Here is a 16537-nt window from a genome sequence, read left to right as displayed (position 1 = left end):
CTTTGCCAGTCGCGGCAAGTCGAAGATGGTTTTGAACCGGGAGCTGCAGGAAAAGGGTATTGATGCTTCGCTTCGTGCTGATGCGTTGGAGCAGATCACGCACAACGCGGAAGAAGAAGTCGCACGGAAGCTAGCGGCGAAGAAGGCGGCCACTATTAAATCAGTAGCGCCTGACTTCAACTCCAAGCAAAAGGATTTACGCAAAGTTGTCGGTGTGCTGGCGCGGCGCGGTTTCCCCTCTGAATTGTCCATGAGCATTGCTCGGGATCAGTTAGAAGAGCGATACCGGAAACTCGAAGAGGACACAGATTAGCGCCGGTACCATTTCACGCTGGATTAGCACGCCGGCTGCGGACCGGTCAGGTTTAAAGGAATCGCTGATTGGGGAAATGGGCCATAAACAGCTAACCTAAACTGCCGTGACTACCCCTTCTTTGAACCCTCAGCAGCAGTCTTCGCCTCGCACATATGAGGTGCGTACGTTCGGTTGTCAGATGAACGTCCATGACTCGGAACGACTGTCTGGCTTGCTGGAAGAAAACGGTTATGTAGCGGCTGCAGAAGGCGAGAATCCCGATCTGGTCGTTTTCAACACCTGTGCCGTTCGAGAGAATGCGGACAACCGACTCTATGGCACATTGGGACAGCTCAAACCGGTCAAGGATGCTCACCCAGGCATGCAGATTGCCGTCGGTGGCTGCTTGGCCCAGAAGGATAAGGACGTCGTTGTAAAGAAAGCCCCATGGGTGGACGTCGTCTTCGGTACGCATAACTTGGGTTCGTTGCCAGCATTGTTGGAACGCGCCGCTCATAATGACCGGGCTGAAGTCGAGATTAAGGACGCGCTGGAAGAATTTCCCTCGGTGCTGCCGGCCAAGCGTGAATCCACTTACGCAGGTTGGGTGAGTATCTCCGTAGGCTGCAACAACACGTGCACCTTCTGCATCGTCCCCAGTTTGCGGGGTAAGGAACGCGATCGTCGGCCAGGCGAGATTCTCGCTGAGGTCCAGGCACTCGTGGAGCAGGGCGTTACTGACGTCACCCTCCTCGGCCAGAATGTCAACGCCTATGGTGTTAACTTCGCCGACCCTGACATGGAACGCGACCGCTCGGCTTTTTCCAAGTTGCTGCGCGCCTGCGGCCAGATTGAGGGGCTGGAGCGGGTGCGCTTTACATCTCCGCACCCAGCTGAGTTCACCGATGATGTCATCGACGCCATGGCGGAGACACCGAACGTGGTTCATCAGTTGCACATGCCGCTACAGTCCGGTTCCGACCGAGTGCTGAAAGACATGCGCCGTTCCTACCGCACCAAGAAATTCCTGGGAATTCTGGAGAAGGTTAGGGAAAAAATGCCGGATGCGGCTATTACCACTGACATCATTGTCGGTTTCCCTGGCGAGACTGAAGAGGACTTCCAGCAAACTCTCGACGTGGTGGAAAAGGCTCGCTTTAGCTCGGCTTTCACCTTCCAATACTCGCCCCGCCCGGGAACTCCGGCGGCGACCATGACTGAGCAGGTTCCACCAGAGGTAGTGAAGGAACGCTATGGTCGGCTGCTAGCGCTTCAGGAGCGTATTTCCGAGGAAGAAAACGCCAAGCTAGTCGGCCGGGAAGTCGAGCTGCTGGTCAGCCAGTCCGATGGCCGTAAGAATGCGGAGACTCATCGCATGTCAGGTCGGAGTCGGGATGGTCGCCTGGTGCACTTCAGCCCGTCGGAAAGCGAACCTGGTGTCGTTGACCGAAAGATTCGCCCAGGTGACTACGTGACAGTGTGCGTGACCGACTCTGCACCCCACTTCCTGATTGCCGACTCCGGCGTGCTGACGCACCGTCGCACTAAAGCGGGGGATAATGTGGAGGTCGGTCAGATTCCGACGACCGCTCCGATTGGAGTTGGTCTGGGCTTGCCAAAGATTGGGCGCCCGGAGAAAACGAAGGTAAGTGAGGGATGCGGTTGTGAGTAGTGACAAGGCTTCGCCGGAAAGTGATATGGAATCCACTAGCGAGCAGTCCGTGGAATCCGCGCAGGCATTGCGGGTTCAGGAGCGCAAGGCCGCCGGCGAGCTGGATCTCGGCCGTGCGGTGATTCCGATGATGGTTGCCGTCATCGGCCTTATTACGAGCTTCTTCCTTCCACATTCGGGCGTCGTTTTGGGCTTTGATGTGCTGCTGGATACGGATGTTGCACATCAGTACTTCACGACGCGCCCGGAACGAATTTACTCCATTCTTGTGGTGGTAGGCGTACTGCTGGCTATTGCCACGCTGATTACGCGGACGACGATTCTCGCGTTTGTCACCTGGTTTTTTGCCTGCATTCAGATGGTCTACTCAGTCTTCGCTGGCTGGATGCGCCAGTCTCGTCCACAGGAACTGGCCGGCGAGGGTATTTCCTTTGGCCTGATGCTCGGCATTTTCTGCAGTTTTCTACTGGCCATTTCCGTGACTTTCATCGCTTTCCGACGCAGTAAGGAGCAGCTCGCAATCGCGACGAAACGTCGCAAGCACGCTGACACCGATCCGGTACTGCGAGCGCAGCAGGTTTACCTGCGTGCGGGCCTGACACCGAATACAACTACTGATGTAGAGGTCGTCGACGACCGCCGTGAACGCGCACGCCGACGCAATCGTGGCCAGCAGGGCAGTAGCGCGGACAATGTCTCTCAACGGGCTGGCGAACAGGACGAGCAGATCAGCGACGAGTAGTGAGATTCTTTAACTAGCGCAGTAAGAAAGGGGCTCTCTTCCACTGCACTGCTCCCCACTAGTCGGTAACTGATTTCTCAGTCCAACTTTCGGGGGCTAGTTCACGGAAGAGAGCCCCTTTCTTTTAATCATCCACGCGTTGCCAGAGCATAGCTGAGCCAAGCTTCTGTTAGAGCTCCTTGAGAGTCGCCGCGGCCTGCTCTGCCCACTGTCGCCACTGTTCGGCCTGCTCCCGAGCCTTGGCGGCCTGAGAAGCCTTGCCCTTCGCCTCGAGTTCGGCGGCCTTCTGCTCAAACTCCGCTGCGCGGTCGGCGAACTGCTGGACGCGAGCCTGTGCTTCGGGGTCGGTGCGGCGCCACTGCGAATCAGCCGCATCGGAGACGCGCTTTTCCAGTGCACCAATGCGGTTTTCATACTCACGCACACGACCACGCGGCACAAAGCCGATGGCCTCCCATTTCTCTTGCAACTGACGCAGTTCGTTGCGAGCGTGATCGAGGCCCTTGGACGGATCAATGCGGTCTTCATATTCAGCCAGCAGTGCGTCCTTGGCCGCAGCGTTTTCCTCGAACTCCTTGTCTCGAGCTTCGTTGACCGCGTTGCGAGCACCAAAGAACTCATCCTGAGCGGCCTTGAAATGCGCCCACAGCTTGTCATCGACCTCGCGTGGCGCTCGACCAGCGGCCTTCCACTCAGCCATCAGGTCGCGGAAGGCAGCAGCGGTGCCACCCCAATCAGTGGAGGTCTTCAGGGCCTCAGCTCGCTCAATGATGTCCTCCTTAACGCGGCGAGCAGCCGCACGGTTGCGGTCCAGTTCCGCAAAATGGGCACCGCGGCGGCGGTTGAAAGAATCACGCGCGCGGGAGTAACGGCGCCAGAGTTGATCATCAGTTTTGCGGTCGATGCCGCGAATCTGCTTCCACTCCGTGAGAATCTCGCGGATACGGTCGCCGGCGACTTTCCACTCGGTGGAGTTCTCTGCGAGCTCCTCGGCCTCTGCGGCGAGCTCTTCCTTACGTGCGATGGCGTTCTTACGGCGCTCTGCCTTGTCGTGAGCGACTTTTTCCTCTGCGACGTGGGAGGTGGCAATGACCTCTGCAAGGCGCTTATCCAGCGCATCGATATCGCCGAGGACTGCGGCGGTGGAAAGGCTCTCACGCAGTTCAACTGCGTTGTGGGAAATGGTCTTTGCCTCCTGCGGGTGGGAGACTACACGAGATTCCAGTAACTCGACCTCGGTGGCCAGATCCTCGTAGCGCTTGCCGTAGTGGGCATAACCCTCTTCTACGGTGCCGGCCTGCCAGGAACCAATATTGCGCTTTCCGGCGTTGGTGACCAACCAAACAGTGCCGTCTTCGTCAATGAGGCCAAACTTCTTTGGATCATTGTGGACGGCATGTGTCACAGCGGCCGACCCCGCAAGCGCTTGAGTGGTTCCAGGGGCCTTACGATGAGCCGGCATTGCGCCTGGTCGAGGTCCGGGACGTGGACCCGGGCGTGGACCTGGCTTAGGGGAATTGCTGGTACCGGTCATAGTGGGTAAACCTCTTCCAATCTTCATGCAGAACTGCCGCGCGACACGGCTGCCATCAAACACTTACGGTATGTGCTCGAGTATCCCAAAAATTTTGGCACAGCGCGCGTAACACCGCCGGAATAAGGCATCGACTAGCCCCTCACGGTAGCGTTGAGGACGTGAATTCGCGTTTGCCTCGGCTTGTTATCGTTCCGCGTGCGCTCCTCATCGTCGAGGAGCTGGGTGGTTTTGCAGCTATCGCCACGAAATTGCGCCGTCAAACCCGTGAAACTGTTGCGACGCTGTGGACAGATGACGAACCCGGGGAGCCCGGCGCGGTCGCCATTATCACTGGCAGAATGCAGGCGAAGTCCCCGCATCAGAACAGCACACCCGGCAGTTTCTCCCCGTATGGGGTTGATGTCACGGTGTCCGGCGGAACCGAATTACCTGAGCTGCTGGGGCGCTGGCTTATCGAAGACTACGCGCGACGGAATTCTGAAGGACACACTGGCCGCGTCATTCAGGCAACGTGCTTCGAGTCTATCGACGAGGCACTCGCTGCCGGTCACACGCGTCTGCTTGTGCTTGTCGACGGCGCATTCGGCCTTGCAGACGATTCCCCGGTCGGCGTAATTGAGGGTGCAGCGGAGGTTGATGCGCTGTGCAGTCTGATTGCTGGGCAGGACTGCTCCACCGTTAACGTGGAAAATATTGTGTTTCCAGCTCCCGGCGCGTACGCAGCCGAGTTATGGCAGCAGCTGAGTAAAGCTGCTGAAAGCTGGATGGGGTCTGGAATGACCGTCGTAAAGCGTTCTTACTATGACGGAGCGCCTTATGGCATCGGTTACCACGTGGCCAGCTGGCAGTGTGTTGCGGAGTAAGAGCTCGCGTTTTTAGTTTTTGTGCAGGAGTGTGAACTGGGTCGTGACGGCTTTCGAGAGTGAGAGCTTGCCGGTGCCGATTGCTGTGGTGGGGCCAACGGCATCGGGAAAGTCGGATTTGGGGCTGGTACTTGCGGAGCAGCTTGGCGGTGAGGTCGTCAATGTTGATTCGATGCAGCTGTATCGAGGAATGGATATCGGAACAGCAAAGCTGTCGGTAGATCAGCGGCGGGGGATTCCGCACCACCAACTCGATGTTCTGAACGTGACGCAGCCGGCGAGTGTGGCGACGTATCAGTGTGAGGCGGTCGCGGATGTTGAGGCCATTCGCGCGCGGGGGAAAGTCCCGATCCTTGTCGGCGGGTCGATGATGTATGTGCAGGCGTTGGTGGACGACTGGCAGTTCCCGCCTACGGACCCTGAGGTACGTGCGAAATGGGAGGCAGTGCAGGACGAGATCGGTCCGGCGGCGTTACATGATCGGCTGGCAGAGATTGATCCGGATGCGGCGGCGATTATTGAGACCAACGACCCGCGACGCACCGTCCGAGCTTTAGAGGTTATCGAGCTGACAGGCAAGCCGTTTGCAGCGTCGAAACCGTCAATTGATAATCCGCCGCGGTGGAACACCCGCATATTGGGATTGCGCACGCAGGCGGAATGGCTAAATCCGCGGATTGAACAGCGCACGCGGGGCATGTTTGCCGCTGGTCTGGTGGAGGAAACTGAGAGTTTGATGGCGCAAGGGTTGCGCGAAGGTGTGACCGCTAGTCGCGCGATCGGCTATGCACAGGTGCTGGACTACTTCGATGGGGTTTACGACCTGGATACGGCTTGTGAACGCACGATTACTGGGACGCGCAGGTATGTGCGGCGTCAGCGCTCTTGGTTCAACCGTGATCATCGAATCACGTGGCTAGACGCTGCCGGCGACGTGCCGGGACAGGCTTTTTCTGCGCTTGGGCTTTAGCCGGTTCGGCTGTCCCGCTAGCATCGAGGGCATGGTTTCATTTGCCAAAGGTCACGGTACGCAAAACGATTTTTTGATTTTTCCAGATGATTTGGTGTCGATCGAATTGACCGAATCATTGGTCGCAGCAGTGTGCGATCGACAACGTGGTCTTGGCGCTGACGGCGTCCTGCGGGTTGCCCGTGCGGGGAAACTCGTGGATGCCGGTGTTTTGACGGCATTGCCGGAGGGGGTTGAAGCCGACGATTGGTTTATGGACTACCGCAATAGTGACGGTTCTATTGCTGAGATGTGCGGTAATGGCGTGCGTGTCTTTGCACACTATATTGCCGCGATTCACAGCCCGGACAGTGTTGTCGACGGAACATTGCGGGTGGGCACTCGAGCAGGACTGCGCGCTGTCTCGATTGATGAGCTCAGCGGTCGGCATGCGGTTGTCGGGGTGGACATGGGGCAGCCGGAGGTCCTCGGCCTCGCTACTGCGTTCATCGGTTCGGGCAACAACGCGCAGAAATTCGCCGGGATTGGTGTCGACGTGGGAAATCCGCATTTGGCCTGTGTCATTCCTGGTCTGAATGCCGCCGCTCTGGCGGAGCTAGAATTGGAAGCGGCGGGTAGTGCTGCGAAGCCAGTGCGTGCCGACGAAGCCATGTTCCCGAACGGCCTCAACGTGGAAATTGTCACCCCGCTGGATGCCTCTGATTCGGTGTCCATGCGAGTAATTGAACGCGGAGTTGGTGAAACCCGCTCGTGTGGCACCGGCACGGTTGCGGCAGCTATTGCCGCGCTGGCCGATGCCGGCCGGACCGAGGGAGCTGTGACAGTCAAGGTGCCCGGTGGAGCGGTGACTGTGGATGTACGCAAGGCCAGCAATACTGATGGGGCCTTCTCAGCAACGTTAACTGGACCGAGCGTGATTCACACTCTCGGCGATATTGAACTGGAAGCCCTGTGACTGGTAGCTAGTGCAGCAGGAGAACTAGCAGGGTAGCGGAAGCAGTGGGGAGTTAGCGGACTAGTGTCCGCCGCAGCCACTATCGCCACAGCCGCAGCCACCATCGCCACAACCGCCGCCACAGCCCTGCGGCGGGATAATTTCACCCGTCAGCAAGAAGGTGCCGGAGACGACCATGCCCGGCTGGGGAGCTTCGTCGCCGCCGGGGACAAGTACGTCCATGGGAGTCGGCAGAGCAAGGTTGAGCACCCAGAACTTCTTTCCGGTTAGCTCATTGACATGCTTGCGGGAGTTATTGATAACACCAGCCAGTTTCACGGTTGCGCTAGGCGATGCCTTGCCGACCTGATCTCCGACAATCGCCTTAGCACCTTCGAAGTCCAATGATGTCGGGGTCGCCCCAGTGCGCTTTTCGTACTCCTCAGCGGATGCGTCGAGGGTGAAATCGGTTGCCAGAGCTGACAGCGCGACATGCTCAAAAGTCTGAGTTCCGGCATCAACAATCATTGGCCCCTGTGACAGCAGGCAGCTGGCTACCTCGATGACCTTGTCAAAGTCATCAGAGGAGGGATCATCCTCGACGATTTCCACGAGTGCCAAGACGTCGTCCACGCTGGATACATGGGCGGTGACGGTCGGGCTGCCCGCGAAGCCGGCGTAGGTAGAATATGGTTCAACACCAAGGATGTGCAAACGCGCACCAGAGGAATCTTCGAAACGGACCAGCTGGCCACCGCGGACCTCGCCGATGACCGACAGATTTTCACTGGCAATCGCGGCTTCCATCGCGTCTCGCCAGCTGGGGTAGTCCATGCCAATGCTTCGCAAGTCAGTAGTCATACTTTTCGATGATACTTCCCATATCTTCATCTGCGAACTAACGAATCGCACGTGAGCACATTGTGCTCTGGGGTACCTAAAACCATTCCTTCACACCGCGGCAACTATTCGGATGGGACTAACAATTCTGCCACGCTAAATAAGCAAATGTTAAGTGTGGCATAAATAACTTTCCTTAGGTGCGCCCGGTTTATTCCATTTAGGCATACCTAAGAGTAGGCTCGTCCCTGTAAACATCATTTGCTTAGCTTAATTCTTATCTATATAGGCGAGGTTTCTCATGCTCGGATTACGGTCGCGAAAACAGTCGGATGACATTCAGTCGCTTGCCGACGTCCCGGTGGGGGAAACCGTCACTCTGGGGGTGTCGCATGTGGATGAGCGCCTGTGTCGCAGGCTTTCGCAATTGGGGCTTCGTCCTGGAATGAGTGTCACGGTGGGACGGAGCACCAGCGGCGGTGGGCGAATCGTCCATGCAGGCGCAACGCGCTACGCCATCGACGCCAGTACGCTGCACAAGATGTCCGTCGTGGGTTAGGTCCCCTACAACTCTTTTTCTCACCTCCCTCCTGAAAGTTAACAATGACAACACCTACGGATTCCTCAACGCGAAAATTCGCATCCACGCCCAGCTGCCATGCATGCAGCGGCGGAGCACCAGCAAAGGATGGTGCACCTGTTGTCGCAGTCGTAGGCGCACCGAACTCCGGTAAGTCAACACTGTTCAATAGTTTGACTGGCGCGAAAGCGCAGATGGGCAATTGGCCTGGTACGACCGTGGAGGTCAGCCGTGGCGCGTGGAAGACCGATGCCGCTGAGTACGATGTCATCGACTTCCCGGGCGCCTACTCGTTGGATGCCATGAGCCCGGACGAAGAGCTCACTCGCGAGATGCTCATCGAGAAACCGGAAGAAGAACGCCCGGATCTCGTCGTCGTTGTTGTCGATGCCACGGCACTGGGGCGTGGCCTCTACATGGCCGCGGAATTGGCGGAGCAGCCTCAGCGCATCGTTCTGGCGCTGACCAAACTCGATGTGGCCAAGGCCAAGGGCATCGATGTGAATCCGAACGCATTGCAGTCAGCTATGGGGATGCCAGTGGTGGCGCTGGATCCCCGTCGTAAAGCGGGAATGGCACGATTGGCCGACGCGGTAGCAGCGGCTCTGGACGGATGCAGTTCGGTGTCGTCACCGATTCGCCAGGCCGATGGTGAATCGATTGAACGCCTGGACGACGCACGCTTTGCCGCGATTGATGCGGCGGTTGCGGCATCTACGGGCGGGGTAGAAGATCGCCAGACTTTCTCCGACCGTATTGATAACGTGGTTCTCCATCCGGTGCTCGGACCGATTGTGTTCCTGGCAGTTATGTGGACAGTCTTCCAGATCACGACGACGGTTGCAGCACCGTTGCAGGACGGTTTGGAAACCCTTATTACCGGTAATTTCGCAGATCTGGTTACCCGTGGATTGGAAGCAATGGGATGGGACCATCCGATTGTCACGGGGCTGCTTGTGAACGGCATCATCGGCGGTGTCGGCATGGTGCTGACCTTCGTTCCTCTGATGGCACTCATGTTCCTGTGCCTTGCGGTGCTCGAGGATTCAGGGTATATGGCGCGTGCAGCCGTGGTGGCCGATCGTGTCATGCGAGCAATTGGTCTTCCGGGGAAGGCATTTATTCCGCTCATCGTCGGCTTTGGTTGTAACGTGCCAGCGATTTCGGCGACACGTGTGCTGAGTAATCCGCGCCACCGCATATTGACGGCACTACTGGTTCCGTTTACCTCCTGCTCGGCGCGCCTAACCGTTTATGTCATGTTGGGTGCGGTGTTCTTCCCGGAACACGCGGGCACAGTTGTCTTCGCTATGTACGTGATCTCGATTCTGTTGATCGTTCTGACCGGCCTTGCACTGCGTAATACCTTGTGGCGCACCATGCCGTCGGAACCGCTGGTCATTGATCTGCCAACCTATCAGTTACCGACCGCACGACTGGCACTATCTGTGATGTGGATGCGCCTGAAGGGCTTCCTGCAGACCGCTAGTGGAATCATCGTCAGCACTGTCATCGTCGTTTGGCTACTGATGTCTATCCCGGTTGTCTCCGGGCACTCCTTTGCCGATGAAGATCTGGCACCGCAGGACTCCGCATACGGTGCAGTCAGCGCAACTATTGCTCCTGTGTTTAACCCGGCAGGTTTCGGCACATGGTCCCTGACAGGTCCGTTGGTGACGGGCTTTGTGGCCAAGGAAGCCGTCATTTCTACCTGGGCACAGACCTATGCAGTAGAGGACGTCACCGACTCGGATTCGACCGAACAGGCCTCCAGTCCACTCGCGGACAATATTCGACGTGATTTTGACAATGCATCCGATGGACACGGATTGGCAGCAGTCTGGGCATACATGATCTTCCTGCTGGCTTACACACCATGCGTGGCTACGCTCGCGGCACAACGTCGCGAGATCGGCTGGAAGTGGACGGGCTTCGGTTTGCTAGCGCAGCTGGTCGTAGCATGGGCACTGGCCGTGATTGTTTTTCAAGGGTTGAAACTGTTCCTGTAAAGCCTCGTAGATTCCTAGTAGCTTCGGCCAAGCTACTAAGTCACACTTGCGAACTAGAAATCAGGTCCAACAAGAATCCCGATACGGAAAGGAGCTATCGCCGTGGGACTCTTTAGAGCCAAGAAGAATACGACGGTCACTCGTCGGCCTTCAGAAGCTGTCCAAGATGCAATTGCGCAGGGTATTAGCTCCCGACGCAAAATCTGCGAAATCACCGGCCTGCAGCGAACAACGGTAGACCTCATCCTTGACCGAATGGAATACACCGGACAACTGCGAAGGGAATCCCTCGGCGGCATGTGCCCAGGCGGAGGCTGCTCCAACTGCGGAATGTCCGACAGTGGTACGTGTGCTGGCGGTAGTTCTAATAGTGGTCCGGTCGCACTGGTTCTGACTCGCAGGCCACCTTCTGCAGCCTAAGTCTTGAGCTTCGGCTCGGTATTCTCCGCGCACAATGCGGAGAATTTGGCTTGTCATGCGACAATAGCAGCTAGTATGACGAATTTTTCCAACAACTTTGATGAGGTCAGCGACGCAATGTCGCAGCAAGCCAGCACCTCGCACGAGATGGACGATTTTTTCATCGACGCTAATGATGCTGACAAAAACGCCGATAGTGCCTCCGGGGATGCGTTCGCGACGAACGTCGGCACGCAAAGGGAACCTACCGTCGGTGACTTGGATCTGGAGGCGCGATCCTCTCTGCGCCGGCTGACCAGGTCAGTAGCGCATACTGAGTCTGAAGAGGTGATGGTCGAGTACCGTCAGCTCCGACTGGAACGCGTTGTGCTGCTCGGTGTCTGGACATCCGGGACCCTACAGGAAGCCGAAGTGGCGATGGAGGAGCTCGCTGCGCTGGCGGAGACTGCAGGTTCGGAAGTTCTAGAGATGGTGCTGCAGCGCCGCGATAAGCCAGACCCTGGTACTTACGTGGGATCCGGCAAGCTTAACGAGCTTCGCGATATTGTCGCCTCTACCGGCGCAGATACAGTTATTTGCGACGGTGAGCTGTCTCCTGGCCAATTGGTGGCGCTGGAGGACCGGCTTGACGCCAAGGTTATTGACCGCACCATGCTGATTCTGGACATCTTCGCTCAGCACGCGAAGTCCAAGGAGGGCAAGGCGCAGGTTTCGCTGGCACAGATGCAGTACCTCTACACGCGTCTGCGCGGTTGGGGTGGCAACCTGTCGCGTCAGGCTGGTGGTCGCGCGGGCTCCAACGGCGGCGTGGGTCTGCGTGGTCCAGGTGAAACTAAGATCGAAACCGATCGTCAGCGACTACGCCAAGATATGGCGCGGATTCGCAAGGAATTGGCTGGTATGAAAACTGCGCGTGAGATTAAGCGCGCACGTCGTAAGGCTGGTCACCTGCCGCGCGTGGCAATTGTCGGCTACACCAACGCGGGGAAGTCTTCGTTGCTCAACGCACTGACAGGCGCTGGTGTGCTGGTGGAGGACGCGCTGTTTGCAACGCTAGATCCGACGACTCGTCGCACCAAGCTTCGCGACGGTCGCACGGTGATTATGACCGATACGGTCGGATTTGTGCGTCACTTGCCGACGCAGCTCATTGAAGCTTTTCGCTCGACCTTGGAAGAGGTACTCGAAGCCGACGTCATCATGCACGTCGTAGACTCCTCTGACCCATTCCCGCTGGAGCAGATTAAGGCTGTCAACAAAGTCATCAACGAAATCGCGGAGGAAGAAAACGCCGAGATTCCGCCCGAACTGTTGGTAGTCAACAAGGTTGACAAGGCCGATGGCATCACTCTGGCCCAGCTACGCCACCAGCTCGATGATGCGGTCTTTGTCTCTGCGCGAACGGGTGAGGGGATTGGTGAACTGGAGACCCGACTCGAGCTTGCTCTCAATGAGCTGGAGTCTCACGTTCACATGTTGATCCCCTATGACAAGGGCAATATTGTCTCCATGCTCCACGAAGATGCGACCGTGCTGTCGGAAACATGGACGGAGCAAGGCACCCAGATGGACGTGCGTTTGCCCACTAGCCTCGCGGATGAACTGTCGGCATACCACATCGAACCGTAGCGGGAACTGCGGTGGGCATCCACTAGCATTACAACCATGAATTCTACTTCTGACGCGGAGACCCAACAGGGAACCTCCGCAAATCCGCCTGCTGAAAATGCCGAACGTGGCCGTCTTTTCGGTTGGGATATTCACGGTGACGGTCGAAAGATTGCACCGGGAGCCGTGGTGGCTCCCAACGAACGCCTCGATTGGCCTCGCACGATTGGCATTGGCGCACAGCACGTCATTGCCATGTTCGGTGCAACTCTTCTGGTGCCGCTGTTGACCGGCTTTCCAGTCAACACCACACTGCTGTTCTCGGGTATCGGCACGATTGTCTTCCTGCTGATAACCCGAAATCGCTTGCCCTCTTACCTGGGCTCGTCGTTTGCCTTCATCGCGCCACTGACCGCGACACAGGCGCAGGGCATTAGTGTTCAGCTCGGTGTCGTGCTCTGCGCCGGCATCGCGCTCATGCTCGTTGGCTTCGTAGTAAAGTTCGCCGGCAAGCGTGTCCTCGATGCAGTGATGCCACCTGCAGTAACAGGAAGCATCGTCGCTCTCATCGGACTTAACCTGGCGCCTGCTGCCACGGAGAACTTCGCCACTCAGCCGTTGGTCGCATTTGTCACGATGGTATCCATTGTCTTTGCAACCGTCGCTGGCCGCGGTATGGTCAGCCGTCTGGGTGTTCTCATCGGCGTACTAATCGGCTGGGTCTTCGCCGCTGCCACCGGAAATCTCTCGCCCGAGGCTACAGAAACCGTCGGCAATGCCGCCTGGATTGGTCTGCCCGCATTCCACGCGCCGGAGTTCCACTTCAATGCGATGCTGATTGGTCTGCCCGTCATCGTAGTGCTCATCGCCGAGAATGTCGGTCACGTCAAGGCTGTTGCTGCCATGACCGGCCGAAACCTCGATGACATCGCTGGCGATGCTCTTATTGCAGACGGTCTAGCCACCACCATCGCCGGTTCAGCTGGTGGTTCTGGTACCACTACCTACGCTGAGAATATCGGGGTTATGGCCGCTACCCGTGTCTATTCGACTGCCGCTTACTGGGTGGCAGCTTTCACGGCCATTGCACTGGCTTTCATTCCAAAGTTCGGCGCACTCATTTTGACCATTCCTACCGGCGTGCTCGGTGGGGCAACGATGGTGCTCTACGGCCTGATTGGTCTGCTCGGTGTGCGCATCTGGATGGACGAAAAGGTCGACTTCAACAACCCGGTCAATCTCACCGCTGCCGCCACCGCGCTGATTGCGGGTATCGGCAACCTCACCCTCGACATCGGTTCGCTGACGCTGGAGGGCATTGCTTGGGGTTCGGTCGGCATTATTATCGGCTATCCAATTTTAAACTGGCTCTATAACCGCATCGGCGAGAACCGCTCGTAGGCCACCCGTCCAGAGCAGGATCTTGTACGAATGCTTTACGACGGAACCCCGTGACCGTTGCCACGATGTTCCGTCGTTAAGCATATTGCTTTTAATCGCTCAAATCTTGGGCGATCAGCTGTGCAATCTGCTCCACCGCAACCGCGTTTGTACTGGTGATTGTGACTTCATCGCCATATCCTGCGCCGAGTGCCATCAGCATCAACGTTGAGGAAGCATCAGCCGGTTCGTTGTCGGGTTCGGGTGAATCAATGAGTTCGATCAGTATTTCTTCCTGAAATCGGGAGGCACGCTCAGCGATTACCGACGCGGGGCGGGCGTGAATACCCACCTTGGAGCCGACGTGGACGTGTTGCGTAGCCATGGGGCGGCACCTTGCCTTTCTGCTTCTCGATTTCCTCGACACCTGTTCAGAGCTTAATCGCTTGGCAGGTTGGGATGGGGCATGTTTGGTGAAGTTTGCAGGAATGCTTCTGCGGACGCAGCTGGGTTTAGCGAAAGAATTTAGGCGTCCGCTGAAATGTCTGCTTCTAGGTTTTGATTATCGGTACTGACTTGCCGCGGACACAGGCTTTTAGCTGCCACAACGAGAATTGCTGCCACTATGCTGCCCAAGACGATTGCAGCAAGCCATGCGACAGGATTGTCGATTGCAAACAGCACGAAAATACCTCCGTGTGGAACGCGTGTGGCGGCTCCTAAAACCATTGAAGTGCCACCGGTGACGGCACCGCCAATCACAATCGACGGAATCACTCGCAGCGGATCTGCGGCGGCGAAGGGAATCACTCCCTCTGAAATGAAGGCCGCACCGAGCACCCAGCCCGCTTTGCCGTTTTGACGCTCAGCTGAACTGAACAGCTTTGGTCGGAGTACAACTGCCAGCGATGTCGCCAACGGAGGTACCATGCCCGCCGCCATCACAGCGGCCATAATCTTCCATGATGCTGGATCTTCCGAGGCGATGTTTGCGACGGCAAAAAGATAAGCAGCCTTGTTGATCATTCCGCCCATATCTACGCACATCATTGCGCCGAGAAGACCACCGAACAGGAACGCCGCTGTCGTATCCAGTGATTGCAGCCACTGCTGCAGGGCCGTCATCAGCCATGCCAGCGGCATCCCGAGAAGCAGGTACATGGTGAGCCCAACGGCCATAGCCCCGAGCATAGGAATCACGACAACCGGCATCAGCGGTCGCAGCCAGTCCGGGACCTTCATCCTCAACAGTAGGGCTACAACTAGTCCCGCCAGAATGCCTGTCACCAGGCCCCCAAGGAAGCCGGCGCCAACCGTGACCGCGATGGCACCGCCAATGAAGCCGGGTGCAATACCGGCTCTGCCAGCCATGCCAAAGGCGATATAAGCACTCATTACAGCCACAATGACCTGCATGCCGTGGTTACCGATTGCAAAAAGCGTCGAGCCGAGATACAGCCACAGCCCACTACGGTCAACTAGCACGGTGCCGAGATTTTCTGTCGGCACAGTAATCGGAGCATCGAGTCCGATAACCTCCGGCAGCCGCAAATCCCTAGTCACGGCGTCAGCTACTAGACCAACCTGATGACCGCCGACGAGGAATCCCAGCGCAATCAACAACCCCGAAGCGGCTACGAACGGCACCATATAGCTGACACCGGTCATAATGGCGTCACGAACCCAGTGTCCGAAGGCTTTATCGCCGCTTAACGACGATTTACGCGCCCCCACCTTCGTAGTTGCTCGTACCCTCTCAGATGTAGGGCCTGCACCTGCATTACCGGTTTGCGAAGCGGCCTCTTTGTCGTGGTCATTCTTAGGTTGCGGCGCCTTTCGGTCGTAGGCGCGAACACGTGATTGTTCTGCTACCGCCTTCGCTTGTTCAATAACCGCAGTGGGCTCATTGACTGCCTTACGAATTGGCACTTTGACCTGTGGTTTATCGCTGAAGCGCTTAAGCCCCGTAACTCCAATATCGGCTGCGATTACTAGCACGTCGGCCCGGTCAATTGCTTCTGCGGGGGCTTCCTGGGTTCCTGCCGAGCCCTGAGTCTCTACAGTTAGCGTGACATCAGCCATGCTTTCTGCCGCGCCAGTAAGCGCTTCGGCTGCCAAATAAGTGTGAGCGATGCCCGTGGGGCAGGCCGTAATGGCGACAATATTGGTCTTCGCCGGAGGTTTTTTCGCTTTCCGACGAGGCGCCTTGGTGATGTGCTCGCTAATAATCCGGGCGGCCTCTTCATCGCTTTCAGCACCGCGAAGAGCTGCTCGAAACCCCTTATCGCGAAGTGCTTTTGCGAGTGCAGCCAGAATATCGACGTGGACATCGCTGTTGCTGGCTGGGACACCAATGAAAAAAAGCAGGTCCGCCGGCCCATCTGGTGTGGTGAATTCCGTAGCGCTTGTTAAGCGGACAAACATCAGGGTCGGCGTCGACCAGTCCTCATGGCGGCAGTGGGGGATGGCTATTCCGCCCGGCAGACCTGTCGGGGCCTTCTCTTCGCGTTTGAGGGCTGCCGCGACGATGCCGTTGCTGTCGGTGGCGCGGCCGGTCTCTACGGCTTTAGCGATGAGGTAGTTAAGGATCTTCTCCTTTTGTGGACCGACATCTAGGTCAAGGTACACTGTCGACTCATCGGCCAGGTCTGATGCAATAGCGGAAGAATCTGCCGAAGAAGACATGG

General features: G+C 57.4%; 14 protein-coding genes and 1 pseudogene. 11 read left to right on the top strand and 4 right to left on the bottom strand.

The genetic code is table 11. From position 1 onward, the window contains the following. The 3 genes and pseudogenes from HMPREF3011_RS05790 to HMPREF3011_RS05780 form a co-directional block, all read left to right on the top strand. Positions 1 to 313: pseudogene (locus tag HMPREF3011_RS05790) on the top strand (regulatory protein RecX); the annotation flags it as partial. Between the two features lie 106 nt (positions 314 to 419). Further along, positions 420 to 1967, top strand: a complete 1548-nt coding sequence (gene miaB, locus HMPREF3011_RS05785; RefSeq protein WP_049181215.1) for a tRNA (N6-isopentenyl adenosine(37)-C2)-methylthiotransferase MiaB — start codon at positions 420 to 422, stop codon at positions 1965 to 1967. Continuing rightward, complete coding sequence (locus tag HMPREF3011_RS05780) at positions 1960 to 2709, top strand: Rv2732c family membrane protein (RefSeq protein ID WP_224786671.1); 750 nt, start codon at positions 1960 to 1962, stop codon at positions 2707 to 2709. Before miaB ends, HMPREF3011_RS05780 begins: the two co-directional genes overlap by 8 nt. A gap of 169 nt (positions 2710 to 2878) precedes the next feature. Here the strand turns inward: HMPREF3011_RS05780 and HMPREF3011_RS05775 are convergent, their stop codons facing one another. After that, a complete protein-coding gene (locus HMPREF3011_RS05775; protein ID WP_246818273.1) occupies positions 2879 to 4114 on the bottom strand; it encodes a DUF349 domain-containing protein in 1236 nt (411 codons plus the stop codon). Between the two features lie 290 nt (positions 4115 to 4404). On the opposite strand from HMPREF3011_RS05775, the gene HMPREF3011_RS05770 reads away from it, so the two are divergent. From HMPREF3011_RS05770 to dapF, 3 genes are read left to right on the top strand one after another with little or no spacing between them, the layout of a single operon-like run. Next, positions 4405 to 5109: a class III extradiol ring-cleavage dioxygenase family protein gene (locus tag HMPREF3011_RS05770; RefSeq protein ID WP_038628766.1), complete on the top strand. Its 705-nt coding sequence runs from the start codon at positions 4405 to 4407 to the stop codon at positions 5107 to 5109. Positions 5110 to 5152: 43 nt separating this feature from the next. Next, complete coding sequence (gene miaA, locus HMPREF3011_RS05765) at positions 5153 to 6079, top strand: tRNA (adenosine(37)-N6)-dimethylallyltransferase MiaA (protein WP_081914046.1); 927 nt, start codon at positions 5153 to 5155, stop codon at positions 6077 to 6079. Positions 6080 to 6110: 31 nt separating this feature from the next. Next, complete coding sequence (dapF, locus tag HMPREF3011_RS05760; RefSeq protein ID WP_038628768.1) at positions 6111 to 7034, top strand: diaminopimelate epimerase; 924 nt, start codon at positions 6111 to 6113, stop codon at positions 7032 to 7034. A gap of 60 nt (positions 7035 to 7094) precedes the next feature. Here dapF and HMPREF3011_RS05755 read toward each other — a convergent pair whose 3' ends face one another. Next, on the bottom strand, positions 7095 to 7874 hold the full coding sequence (locus HMPREF3011_RS05755; RefSeq protein WP_038628770.1) for a hypothetical protein: 780 nt from the start codon (positions 7872 to 7874) through the stop codon (positions 7095 to 7097). A gap of 280 nt (positions 7875 to 8154) precedes the next feature. Here HMPREF3011_RS05755 and HMPREF3011_RS05750 point away from each other — a divergent pair, with 280 nt between their 5' ends. The 5 genes from HMPREF3011_RS05750 to HMPREF3011_RS05735 all read left to right on the top strand — a co-directional run bounded on the left by HMPREF3011_RS05750 (position 8155) and on the right by HMPREF3011_RS05735 (position 13871). Continuing rightward, positions 8155 to 8412, top strand: a complete 258-nt coding sequence (locus HMPREF3011_RS05750) for a FeoA family protein (RefSeq protein ID WP_052155604.1) — start codon at positions 8155 to 8157, stop codon at positions 8410 to 8412. 44 nt (positions 8413 to 8456) lie between these two features. Continuing rightward, entirely contained in the window at positions 8457 to 10442 is a 1986-nt protein-coding gene (gene feoB, locus HMPREF3011_RS05745) for a ferrous iron transport protein B (RefSeq protein WP_038628772.1), read from the top strand. A gap of 102 nt (positions 10443 to 10544) precedes the next feature. Beyond that, entirely contained in the window at positions 10545 to 10862 is a 318-nt protein-coding gene (locus tag HMPREF3011_RS11095) for a hypothetical protein (protein ID WP_141737497.1), read from the top strand. A gap of 75 nt (positions 10863 to 10937) precedes the next feature. Then, positions 10938 to 12491: a GTPase HflX gene (hflX, locus tag HMPREF3011_RS05740; RefSeq protein WP_224786652.1), complete on the top strand. Its 1554-nt coding sequence runs from the start codon at positions 10938 to 10940 to the stop codon at positions 12489 to 12491. Between the two features lie 36 nt (positions 12492 to 12527). Beyond that, positions 12528 to 13871: a uracil-xanthine permease family protein gene (locus HMPREF3011_RS05735; RefSeq protein ID WP_080972883.1), complete on the top strand. Its 1344-nt coding sequence runs from the start codon at positions 12528 to 12530 to the stop codon at positions 13869 to 13871. Between the two features lie 91 nt (positions 13872 to 13962). Here the strand turns inward: HMPREF3011_RS05735 and HMPREF3011_RS05730 are convergent, their stop codons facing one another. Next, positions 13963 to 14235, bottom strand: coding sequence for an HPr family phosphocarrier protein (locus HMPREF3011_RS05730; protein ID WP_038628774.1), 273 nt, complete (start codon positions 14233 to 14235; stop codon positions 13963 to 13965). A 140-nt stretch (positions 14236 to 14375) separates the two neighbouring features. Continuing rightward, entirely contained in the window at positions 14376 to 16535 is a 2160-nt protein-coding gene (locus HMPREF3011_RS05725) for a PTS fructose transporter subunit IIABC (RefSeq protein ID WP_052155605.1), read from the bottom strand. Positions 16536 to 16537 lie beyond the last annotated feature (2 nt).

The organism is Corynebacterium sp. HMSC074C04 (genome assembly GCF_001838295.1).
GTDB lineage: Bacteria > Actinomycetota > Actinomycetes > Mycobacteriales > Mycobacteriaceae > Corynebacterium > Corynebacterium amycolatum.
The sequence above is the reverse complement of the archived record's forward strand: the minus strand, read 5'-3'. Positions and strand labels throughout refer to the sequence as shown.